The sequence below is a fragment of the Chryseolinea sp. H1M3-3 genome (genome assembly GCF_029360725.1).
Classification (GTDB): domain Bacteria; phylum Bacteroidota; class Bacteroidia; order Cytophagales; family Cyclobacteriaceae; genus Chryseolinea.
In genome coordinates, this window is sequence record NZ_JARKMY010000019.1 from 359,634 (window position 1) to 371,662 (window position 12,029).

Here is a 12,029-nt window from a genome sequence, read left to right on the forward strand (position 1 = left end):
TTTTATATTTAATCAGTTTATGTATTTGAGATGAACATATTGTTCAATACCAACTTCATAAATACTGTGCCTAAAATGAAACCGTCTGTCCATTAAGAATAGGTGGTTGGCCGTCACATGATTTCTACAACACCACCTGACTTGTTGAATATGTTCCGCATGATAATGCGCATTTTAATCCCGTGGATTACGTGGTTACGTTCATTGATTAGCGCCCGTTATCTAAGAATGCGATGCCGGGTCCAAAGAACGTATCGCCAGGGAGAGTGACTTATGCTTAATTAGTAAATAAGTTTAGTCGGCTATTCAGGACCACTGAGACGTGGCAATTTTACTGTAAAAACCGAACCAACGCCCACTTTACTTTTCAATTCTACCGATCCGTGTAACCGATCGACCGACCTTTTTAAAATATAGAGACCCAAGCCTGAGCCTGTGGCATTGCTGGTAGCCCTGAAAAACATCTCGAATATTTTCGGCTGGTGATGATCAGGTATACCCTGACCGTTGTCTTCGACGGCTAGCAGTATATGATCCTGATGGTCTGTTACTCGGATGTTAACATATGGTGTATTTTCGTTTGAATACTTAATGGCGTTCTCAATCAGATTTTGCATAATTGCATTCAATAGTGTCCATTCGGAATGAAAGTCGATATCGGGTTGAATGTGTTTGTTAAAAGAGACTTTATCATAGTTCGGAAGACTCTCAAATGATGCGATGCAACCATCGATCATTTTGTGGAAATCTATTTTTTGTTTTCGCAGGTTATCATGACTCAACTTGGTTAAGTTTATCAATCCACTGATAATTTGATTCAAGCGTTCAACTTGCTGATATTGTTTATTGATGTAATCCAGTGCGATTGGATCTTTGATGTCAATCTTTGCTAAAAACGACAGACCGAGTAATGATGAAATAGGTCCTCTCAGATCGTGCGCGATCCGGTGGAAGAAAGTATCCAGTTCGGCATTTTTATTTTCGATAATTTCAGTTTGCTGTTGATTCTTTTCCAGTGTTGAATGCAGTTCTTCGTAGGCTTTAGATAGTTGTTCAGTACGAACCATTACTTTTATTTCCAGTTGTTCTGTCGCCTCCTGCTGTACTTTCAATGCCATCAATTGGGCATCTTCCTTTTCCTTTTTAAACCGCCGGTATTGATCACCCAAGGCAAACGCAATGATGATCGTTTCTAATGCTCCACCAATTTCTACAAAATGGGTTGTCCAGAAATTAAATTCAAAAACGCCACTGTTACGCAACGTCAGTAATAGTCCTCCAACAAAGTAAAAGGTCCATGCGGCAATAAAGAAGTTTGCCGTTTTGTTTCCCTTAATTCTGCAGACAACGCCAGTGATCATGAACAAGATGGTGCCTAATGTTATCAAATTGTTTCCTGCGGAAGAGACGACATCGGTAGCCACGAGGATGTTGGCGACGATGCCAAGGGGTATCAACGGAACTAGGGTATAATACATGATTTTAGAATGTTGTTTTACTTCTAAAAACCGTATTGTGAAAATTGTAAAGACGATGGTCAGAACCCCCATTGACATTCTGCCGGCATAAAAATTTAAACTGGGGTTTTCTGGCCAAAGGAATTTGCCACCATATCCGGTCGCCGATAAAAATATAATGATCGTGCAAAGGATAGTAAAAATGTATAATAAATAATTTATCTCCTTTAGTGTCAGGTAGAGAAGGAGATTATAAAACATCATTACAATTAAAATCCCATAAAATACTCCGTAGCCGATATCTTCAATTCTTACCTTCTCGTGGAATCGTTCTTTTCCAAGAACATGCAAAGGGAAGGTCTTGGGACTTTTGCCATCGATCCTGATAAAAATGGTGTTCTCAGATTTGGCATCAAACAGTAGCGGAACTACGTGCCCTGTGTGTGAGATTATTTTTTCACTTTGTTTTCTGTAGTAGCCGGCAGTAGCATGCTGCCATGTGCCGTCACCCTTTCGTTGATAGAAATCAACATACTCCAGGTAGGGCGCAGGTATTTCGAGATACCATTGGGTTAATTTGATTGGCGATTTCATTTTCAGGCGCAGCCATACCGAAGAACGGGTGTAGCCGAATGCCAGATCTTTCGCAGGATGAAAGCGTTGCTGAATGACAGGGTCGATCACTTGTTCTAAGGACATGGTATTACTGGAATCCATCAGTACATCGACATATGTATCCAGCCTATAGATTAAAGTTGTATCTGTTAGCACAAAGGTCGTGTCAGCGACAGGCGTTGCATAGGAAGCAAACTGATGGAATAGCGCGATAAATAAATATAACTTGAAGTTAAAACAATGGCGCATTTGACTGCCTTAAAAAATATGTGTTAAAAATAGTCAAATTTGTGATGATCAGGTATGTGAGAGGAATAGAATAGGCTTTTTTAAAGCATTAACTCATGTGTGAAATGTGTGGGTTTTGGTCTATGACTAGTAAATCAAGCATCAATGTTGGAAAAACTTGGATTCTTTCGAGAAATTGGTTTTGGCATACGAGATTGGTTTATTATTATTTACATTTAGAACCAAGGTATGCGAACACTTTTATGGCTAATGTTGGCCTTGATTGTTAACAACAGTCAGGCCCAATCAACAAGACCTAACATCATCATCATATTCATGGATGACATGGGTTATGGTGACATCGAGCCCTTCGGCATGACTGGGCTTTCAACACCGAACTTCAACAGACTCGCAGCGCAGGGCCTAAGGTTAACGAATTTTAATGTAGCCCAAGCGGTGTGTACAGCATCACGGGCAGCCTTACTCACGGGGTGTTATCCCAACCGGTTAGGATTGACAGGCGCATTACTGCCGGAATCAAAAGTAGCGCTTCATCCGCAAGAGCAGACCATCGCTTCTCTTTTGAAAAGCAACGGTTATGCCACAGCAATTTTTGGTAAGTGGCATCTCGGAAACCGGCCACCTTATTTTCCGTTGCGATATGGTTTTGACTCGTTTTATGGATTGCCTTATTCGCATGATATCTGGCCGCTTGACTACCAGGGGAATTTGATCACCGATACCAGCAACAGGCGGAGTAAATGGCCACCATTACCCATTATTGAAAATGATAAACAAATAGGAACCATTACTTCATTAGAGCAGCAAACACATTGGACAACATCGCTTACGGAGCGGGCAGTCTCTTTTGTCAAAAGCCACACACAAGAGCCGTTCTTTCTATATGTAGCCCATCCGTTACCACATGTTCCTCTGGCGGTATCGGAGAAGTTCAAAGGAAAAAGCGACCTTGGTCTTTTTGGCGACGTGGTCATGGAGCTCGATTGGTCATTGGGTGAGATCATGAAGGTATTGGATAATCAGAAGTTGACCGAGAATACCATATTAATTGTGACCAGCGATAATGGTCCCTGGGTACATTTCGGTAATCACGCAGGATCAAGTGGCGGCCTTCGAGAAGGCAAGGGTACACCATTTGAGGGAGGTACGCGTGTACCTTTTTTGATGCGGTGGCCCGGTAGGATAACACCGGGAAGTGTAAGTGGAGCGTTACTAACGAGCATGGATTTACTGCCTACGATATGTGCCCTTACAAAATCAAATCTACCTTCAAAAAGAATTGACGGCGTAGATTGTTCTGACTTTCTTCTCAGAAAAACCAACAAGAGTCCGAGAGAGGTTTTCTACTATTATTATGGCAACAAACTGATGGGGGTGAGATACAAGCACTGGAAATTAATTTTGCCACATGAGTCGCAATCGTACGTTCATGGCGGCGCAGTGGGTAAAGATCGCATCCCTGGAAAATTCAATGCAAGCACTTCGGTTCACGGAGGATTATACGATCTTGCGCATGATCCGGGAGAAGTGTATGACATCAGTTCGCTTAATCCGGATATCGTTGAACAAATAATGAAATATGCCGAAGCGGCGCGTGAAGACCTGGGCGATGAAATTACAGGCACGAAGGGAAACAACATCCGTCCTCCGGCAACGGTAGATTAGATTGCTGGGATCAATGGCGCGGCATCATTTCTTCCACAACTTGTCATTCAATACTTTTTCGATTACCTGGTCCCTGAAATTACGGCTGATTGGAATTCTCGCAGACTGAATACTGATCTCGTGTTTTTCTATTGAATCAATTTTGGTAGCATTGATAATGTAGGATTTGTGAACACGTAAAAACGATTCTTTGATTAGATTTTGTTCGATGTCTTTCAGTGTTAGCAGGGTTAGATATTTTCCTTTTGACGTATAGATCCTTACATAATTTTGCATGCCTTCGATATAAAGGATGTCATCGAAGAATATTTTTTCGTATTTGTTTTCACATTTGATGAAGAAGTAACGCTTGGAATCTGCGTAAGACGCTTGTCCGGATAATAGCTGAAAATAATCCTTGGCTTTTTTTGCAGCCTGGCAGAACCGATCGAAGGTGATGGGTTTAAGCAGGTAGTCGAGCACATTCAATTGGAAGCTCTCTAATGCATAGCTGGGATACGCCGAAGTAATAATTACAATAGGAGGATCTTTCATGATTTTTAAAAAATCCATCCCATTCATTTTGGGCATCTGAATGTCCAAAAAAATCAGATCAACCTTTTGTTGATCCATTACTTTCATTAGTTCGATCGCATTTTCACAAGTGCCGGCAAGCCGAAGAAAATCTATTTCTCGTACATAAGTATTTATTCCCTCTCTTGCCAAAGGTTCATCATCAACGATTACACAGTTTAAAGCAGATTCCATTTGACAATTATGCGCTTTTGTGAATAGGTTGCAGATCTGATATCTCTGATAATCTCAGTTTGAGTTCTACTTCAAACTGGTCAGCATCATGATCTATATTTAATACATACTGGCCCGGATAAATCAAGTCGAGTCTTCTCTTTATATTTTTCAATCCTAATCCACTGTAGCTTACCACATCATTTTCTTTAATCGCAGCTACACTGTTTGCAATTTTAAATTGCAGGTCAAGGCCTCGTAGTTCAAGGCTAACATTAATCCAATTGGGTTTGTCAGCGTGATCTGATAAATGTTTAAAGGCATTTTCTGTAAATGTAATTAACATGAATGGTGCAATGCCAAGATGCTGCTTCGGCTGATGATCCATGTTTATAACGACATCAACATTTTTACTTTGCCTGAGTTTTTGTAGTTCAATAAAATTCTCGAGATATGTCAATTCATTACTCAAGGGAATTTGCGTTTCATTGCATTCATACAACTGAAACCGGAGCAGGTCCGAAAATTTTGCCAAGGCGTTAGAAGCTAAAACAGGGTTCTTATGGATCAGGAAAAAAATTGAATTGATGGTGTTAAAAAGAAAATGCGGATTGAATTGTGACCGGAGAAATTTCAACTCGGTTTCAAGCTTTTCCTTTTCCAGCTCTTGCTGTCTGCGATTACTTTGTATCCAGTTCTTGGTAAGCTTGATGCTCATGGCTAAGGTCATGCTTGCCGCTGATGATGCCAGAGAGTTGTTTTTAAAAAGAAAGAAGAAGTCTGGACCCATGTTAAATAGTTCCTGGAAAGTTTTTCCTGAGACCCATGTACTGATATAATATCCAGGAACAATAAGGGCTGCAACGGCAATAATGGTGATGAATACCAATACAACATACGTTACGTACTTTCCTTTTTCCAGAAATTTTGGAATCAAAAAGTAGAGATTAAAATAGACACCGATTGCCTGAAAGGTTACATAGAACAAAAATTTAAAAGCGTATGGTGTGTTTAGTGCATTCGCAGGCGCAGTTAAGCTTCCTGTAATTAATGACCACCAGAGATAATGATAAACAAACCAAAAGGGTAGATGGTAGAGTTTGTATTTGATCAGCCAATTGGTTTTGGCTTTGCCCAGTTCGGCCATAAACAAATCTTTAGGTGGAGCAGTTGCTAACAAAATCTCTCCAATGTGAAAATATTTAAAAGAACCGGATAATGCTGCTAACTACATGCTGCAATGATGTAAAGTTGACAACCGGCTCATATTAATTGACGAACAACAAATTCTAGCCTATATATTCCAGCCCTGACGTTATTTCACGATCACTAAGGTTGACGAAACGATCATTTAAAAGCAGAAAACCTTAAATTTAATTAAACGTAAAGGACCATAATTTACATAAATCGTCCATTGTTTTTTCTTTGTTTTCAATAACAACATAAATGTGATGCCTGCCGGAAACCGGCATATCAAACGCAGAAGAAATGGTTTTACGCTTTTCCTCGCCACCCGTTGGTTCAAACTTGGTTCTGCTGATGACGGGGCCTGCGAGTGATTCCAGCCTTACAACGATTTCACCGCCCCGGCTTTCCGATCCATAATCGTAGGTAATATTTTTTATTCCAGAAAGGTCGATGCTTTTTAAGAATATATATGATTTGTTTTTTGCGCTCCCAAACGCATTTCCCCAACGATCAATGCCGATGTGGGCATCAGCGTCGATGGGCCTCATGGATGCACTTCGCAATAGGATGGTCTCATTATCCGAAAGGGTGGTTGCACCGTTAGCGTTTTGATCGGTATATCTGGCTGTAAGGGTATAGATGCCAGGATTTTCGTTCGGTTTATGTGATGTGAAGTTTACGGCACCTGTTAATGGTAACTTCCGTTTTATGTTCGGATCTGTGATTGATAGAATGAATTGAACCATTTGCTTAGTATCGTCGGCGGAGAGCTGCGGATGAGCACTCATTACATGTTCTGTTCCCCAGTTTCCACCGCCACCGGCAATAATCTTTTTTGAAAGTGTTTCTAAAGCATTGGTCTTGTTTTTATAACGCTCGGAGATAGCGGTATACGTTGGGCCAACTGATTTTTTATCAATGGTATGACAAGCTTTACAATCGCTTGAAAGTATCTTGGCGTAGCCCAAGGGTATGGGTTCGGCAGTTTGAATTAGCTTAGGTCGTGCGATTGTCTCCGACGACGACTGCATTCCGCCGTCAGGGTTATAGGTAACGGTTAGCGAAACTTTCGACGGATCAATGACAGGATCTTCTTTATCTGTTACTTTTACTGAATAACGAAATGGTTTATTATCCCAATAGAAGGATTTGTTATCAGCAGATACAATAGACACCGTTGGTTTTGTATTGCCAACAAGAACTACCACGGTATCGGTATCGGTCGAGCCATTTTTATCTGTCACTTTAAGAATAGCATGAAATTTACCATGGGCATTGTAGGTAAACGTGGGATTTGGATCAGAAGACTTTATTTTTCCGTCAAACGTCCATTCATACGAAAGCGCGTCATCGTCGTCCAGGTCTCTTGAATTAGCACTTGAGAAAGTGATCTTCAGCGGTGCTTCGCCTTCGATCTCTTTTAACTGTACGGTCGATTGTTCATTCGTGAGAAAGACTTTGGAATTCCAATTGGCATTTTCAGGATCTGGAATACCAGCGCTTGCAATAGGGGCACGGTTGCCCGTATTGTATTCGATTTTTACCAGCCGCGCATCCGCATTGTCTGCACCATAGACAGAACCATATTCCAGCATGTACATAACCCCATCGCTACCGAACGCCAGATCGATAGGTCGTCTGAAGTCACCTGTGGTAGCCATGAATGGTTCGCTATATAAATAATTTTCATTCTGATCAAACCGAAGCGCCAGCACCCAATTTCTCATCCAATCGAACACGAACAATGAACCATCGTAATATTCCGGAAACTTGTTCTCTGAATCTGCAGCCTTGCTAAAAGTATAAAATTCCCCGGCCATAGCGCTCCTTCCTCCCTGGCCCAGCGCTGGAAATTCTTTCGACGGTTCATAGGGGTAATAGATCATGGCCGGAATAGCGGGTTTTAATTTTGTAAGGCCGGTATTATTCGGCGAAATGTTTTCGGGTGACGCCGGGTTGAAGCGCGCCCCGGCCGTATTGGTTGCAAAGTCCCAGTCAAAATACGCTTCGTTGTTTCCTACAAAATATGGCCAGCCAAAATTGCCAGGTTCTTTTGCCTGATTGAATTCATCGTACCCGCGAGGGCCCTGAATACTATCCTTGCCGGCATCGGGCCCTATTTCGCCCCAGTATAAAACTGAAGTTTTTGGATTGACCGCAATGCGATATGGATTCCGACAACCCATTACATAAATCTCAGGGAGTGTTTTTTCTGTACCCTTTGCGTATAAATTTCCCTCGGGTATGGTATAGGTACCATCCGGCTCGGGGTGAATGCGGAGAATTTTTCCTTTCAAGTCATTTGTGTTTGCCGAAGATCGTTGGGCATCAAGGCTGTAAAATTCTTTTCCGGGTCTTTCATCCAGGGGTGCATACCCATTAGCAGGAAAGGGACTAGAACTGTCTCCGGTCGAAAGATAAAGATTACCCTCTTTATCCCACGCCAGTGAGCCGCCATGATGCGCACCGCTGTTTTCCTCCACCGGTACCTTCAACAAAATTTTTTCGGATGTTATATCCAGCGTGTTATCAACTTTTACAGTAAAACGTGATAAGTGAAAATATATCGGCTCGCCCTCTATCGGCGGGGAATAGTAGACATATAGATTCCGGTTCGATTCAAATTTCGGATCCAGTGTCAGACCGATGAGACCGGTGCCTCCGCGTGTGCAGACATCGAACCTGTGCGCTATAGAATTTTTTCCGGTCTTAGTGTTGAACACGTAAAGATTGGCGGTCCGCAATTCTGTAAAGAAAACTAATCCATCCTTAGAGACTGCCAATTCCATCGGCGTATTCAGATCATTTACCAAAATTGTTTTTACAAATCTGTTTTCTTCAGGTACTGTAACTGCACGAGCTTTCTTATAGTCTTTTTTACCATCGCCCATGGCATATTTGATTCCGCCGAGAATATGTTTTGCAACAAGTGGTTCACTGAAACTTGAATTCTCATGACCGACCGCCGTATAAAATGACCGGCCACCATCGTATTCATGGTACCAGGCAATGGGGTGATAGGTTCCATGGGTACCGCCCTCATAACTGTTCTCATCCAGTTGTGCCAACACATTTATACCGGGATAAAACGTTCCGAAGTTGTACCACTCTTCATTTCGTTCCCAGCGGGAGGGTAAACCAACAGTAGCCGGGTGGTTGTTGTTGGTAACATCAATTACACCTTTTCGTGTGCCTGGATTAATGGGGTGACTTGCAAAATGCGCTCCAACGAGTTTGTTATACCACGGCCATTCATATTCCGTGGCGGCAGCAGAATGAATTCCAACGAAACCACCGCCGGCTTGTATGTATCGCTCAAAAGAAGCTTGCTGCTCGGCATTCAAAATATTGCCGGTGGTGTTCAAAAAAACAACGGCATCATATCGCTTCAAATCCTCATCGTTAAAGCGCTTGCTATCTTTTGTAGTATCTACGGTGAAGTTATTTTCAGCGCCAAGTCTTTGAAGAGCTTCGACACCCGCGTCGATAGAAGTATGCTTCCAACCTTTTGTTTTGGTGACGATCAGGATGGAAGGTTTGTGCTCAAAATCAGCGCACCCGCAAAGCACAGCAGCAATATTCAGTGCAATCAGCAGGTTAAAGCGGGTGACGGCCGTCTTAATCATATTGGAATAAATCATTCTTATGCATAATATCAATCTATCGGCATAAATAAAAATATCGTATGCGTATTCCATCGGTGGTACGACGTACAATGGCCATCCGTAAGATTATTTGGAATATTGGTACAAGTTCGGACTAAGCGTAGGGACTACTGGCGGTTTCTATTGAATATAAATTCCGCAAGGCCTGATCTCTGGAGGTACTATATGGCCAATTAAATGGAAGTGCCGGATCCCTTTATGTAATCGCATGTGCATTGGATCCAGAAGTGAGATGGTCGCCGAAAATTATCTCAAAAATAGCTATCGCCATAAAAACTGTTTTTATTTGCGAAACTTTTCCCATGAAATTAACTTCCCGTAACACCCACCGTGATATCGCTTACTTTTATGTAGGATTGATTATTTCTTTTTCTATTTCCGGCATTTTTTTAAATCACCGGCAAGATTTTAATCCGAGGCGTTACACCTATGAGTCTAAGGAAATTGTTGTTCCCGTTCCTGCAACCAAGGAAGTTATCAATGAAGCATTCATTGCCGCATTTTCGCAGCAACAGCATATTGACGATGATGTTAGAAGATTTTCTGTTGAAGGGAGCATGCTCAAGATATCTTATGCAAATCATGATGTACAGGTAGATATAGCAACAGGTAAAGGTAAGATTGAGACTTATAAAACCATTCCGTTGCTGGGCCACATGACTAAGTTGCACCTGGACACCAGCAAATGGTGGATCTATTATTCAGATGTATTTGGACTAGGTATGCTCACCATCGCTATTACAGGAATGTTCATTGAGCGTGGGAAAAATAGCTTCAGTAAAAGAGGATGGAAGCTTGCTGTTGTTGGCATTGTGTTTCCATTGATCTTTCTTTTCATAATTAGCTAGTACCACACAGGCCACGTTGCTAACCGGGCCACTGTCGGAGCTAACGTTAGCTTGTAATTTTTTATTTTGTCAAAACGACCTTTAAGCGAATTTGTATTCGGCATCATTGATTGAATCCAGGGTGTTGTTTTGATTTAAATTTTTGTACAAAAGTCGAAAGTTCTCATGGTGGTTCGCACTACTTTTAGGTATCACTTTCCTGGAATACTTAAAAAAAACACCAGCTCCCATGACTCAAGAAATTAACCACGCGAAGCCAAAGTTTTATGATCAAATTCTTGAAGCAACAAATGCTTCAGGATTTTCAATGGCGTCCGATATGATGACGTGCTCGCTTTTAAGAACACTGGCCGCTTCGAAGCCTGGAGGAAAGTTTCTAGAACTTGGAACAGGCACTGGCCTGTCGACTTCGTGGATACTGGACGGGATGGATGATGGATCTTCATTAATTTCTATCGACAATGATCAAAAATTGCTGGAGATAGCAAACAGATTTCTAGGCAGTGATAAACGATTGACGTTAGTATCAACGGATGGCGGCGAGTGGATAAGCAACAATGCTGAGCAAAGGTTCGATTACATTTTCGCCGATACATGGCACGGTAAATATCTGATGCTGGATGAAGCATTGTCGATGTTGAATAAAGGAGGACTTTACATTATTGATGATATGTTGCCTCAGCCGAACTGGCCGGAAGGTCATCATGCTAAGGCAATCAATCTCCTTGATTGCCTGGATAGCAGGGACGACCTAATTTTGACGAGACAAGTTTGGGCAACCGGTATTGTGATTGCTGTGAAGAAGTAACTGCCTGTGGTGTACAATGGACATGGAATTCAATGATTCTGGCAGGTATTTTTTACCGGAAATCAGATACCGATTTCCAACTCCATTTTTACATCGGCAGTTTCAAAGGGACTGTCGGTGACTTCCACGTATTGAAATCCATATTTTTGATACAACCCTAGCGCTGGGCGTAGCTGATGATTTGAAAATAAAACAATTTTCCTTGCTTTCAACGATCGGGCCATAGCCAGACATTTTTCCAATAGCAGTTTACTTACACCTCTTCCTTGCCAGGCGGGAATGACAGTCATTTTTGCTAGTTCAAAGATGCCATTGTGTTCGTGAATAAGGGCCGCACTTCCAACTATTTCGTGGTCGACTCTGGCAAGATAAATTGCGCCGCCTCCATCGAGAATTTTGCCCCGAGGATCATTCAACATCATAAGATCTGGTTCTTCAAGAAGATTATATTTATCCAGCCATTCAAGGTTTATCCGTTTGAAATCTGTGGCGTATTTGTCGGCGTATTCAATTAATTCTACCATATCTGTTTTACACCATTACGGATATTGCGATTAATTGGATAAAAAAACGACAAAAATATTTGTTGATCTCAAGGAGCTTAAAAAGGTATCGGCATTGCAGCTTTTGCCCTGGAATCGAAACGGCAACACCTTAACTGAGATGAGGGTTAGCTTCAGGGTAGCTGGCCGTTAGTTTTGTCCATCCTTCAGTCGTCTTACACTCATCCTACAGTCAATCTACATTGAGCCATTCATTCGGGATACGGGGTTGAAAAGGAGGTCTAAAGAATGGAAATTGAGTATAC

At 41.8% G+C, this 12,029-nt stretch carries 8 protein-coding genes; 3 read left to right on the forward strand and 5 right to left on the reverse strand.

Annotation, left to right across the window (positions count from 1 at the left end; all coding sequences use genetic code 11):
- Positions 1 to 302: 302 nt before the first annotated feature.
- A complete protein-coding gene (locus tag P2W71_RS28515) occupies positions 303 to 2,321 on the reverse strand; it encodes a sensor histidine kinase (RefSeq protein ID WP_276374966.1) in 2,019 nt (672 codons plus the stop codon).
- A 228-nt stretch (positions 2,322 to 2,549) separates the two neighbouring features.
- Here P2W71_RS28515 and P2W71_RS28520 point away from each other — a divergent pair, with 228 nt between their 5' ends.
- Complete coding sequence (locus P2W71_RS28520; protein ID WP_276374967.1) at positions 2,550 to 3,986, forward strand: sulfatase; 1,437 nt, start codon at positions 2,550 to 2,552, stop codon at positions 3,984 to 3,986.
- Positions 3,987 to 4,010: 24 nt separating this feature from the next.
- On the opposite strand, the gene P2W71_RS28525 is transcribed toward P2W71_RS28520, so the two are convergent.
- From P2W71_RS28525 to P2W71_RS28535, 3 genes are all read right to left on the reverse strand, one after another.
- Entirely contained in the window at positions 4,011 to 4,733 is a 723-nt protein-coding gene (locus tag P2W71_RS28525) for a LytTR family DNA-binding domain-containing protein (RefSeq protein ID WP_276374968.1), read from the reverse strand.
- Positions 4,734 to 4,740: 7 nt separating this feature from the next.
- The gene (locus tag P2W71_RS28530; protein WP_276374969.1) at positions 4,741 to 5,859 is read right to left on the reverse strand and encodes a histidine kinase; all 1,119 of its coding nucleotides are present in this window, start codon (positions 5,857 to 5,859) and stop codon (positions 4,741 to 4,743) included.
- A 226-nt stretch (positions 5,860 to 6,085) separates the two neighbouring features.
- Complete coding sequence (locus P2W71_RS28535) at positions 6,086 to 9,526, reverse strand: ThuA domain-containing protein (RefSeq protein WP_276374970.1); 3,441 nt, start codon at positions 9,524 to 9,526, stop codon at positions 6,086 to 6,088.
- A gap of 341 nt (positions 9,527 to 9,867) precedes the next feature.
- On the opposite strand from P2W71_RS28535, the gene P2W71_RS28540 reads away from it, so the two are divergent.
- Positions 9,868 to 10,413: a PepSY-associated TM helix domain-containing protein gene (locus tag P2W71_RS28540; protein WP_276374971.1), complete on the forward strand. Its 546-nt coding sequence runs from the start codon at positions 9,868 to 9,870 to the stop codon at positions 10,411 to 10,413.
- 229 nt (positions 10,414 to 10,642) lie between these two features.
- On the forward strand, positions 10,643 to 11,221 hold the full coding sequence (locus P2W71_RS28545) for a class I SAM-dependent methyltransferase (RefSeq protein WP_276374972.1): 579 nt from the start codon (positions 10,643 to 10,645) through the stop codon (positions 11,219 to 11,221).
- 62 nt (positions 11,222 to 11,283) lie between these two features.
- On the opposite strand, the gene P2W71_RS28550 is transcribed toward P2W71_RS28545, so the two are convergent.
- The gene (locus tag P2W71_RS28550; protein WP_276374973.1) at positions 11,284 to 11,745 is read right to left on the reverse strand and encodes a GNAT family N-acetyltransferase; all 462 of its coding nucleotides are present in this window, start codon (positions 11,743 to 11,745) and stop codon (positions 11,284 to 11,286) included.
- Between the last annotated feature and the right edge of the window lie 284 nt (positions 11,746 to 12,029).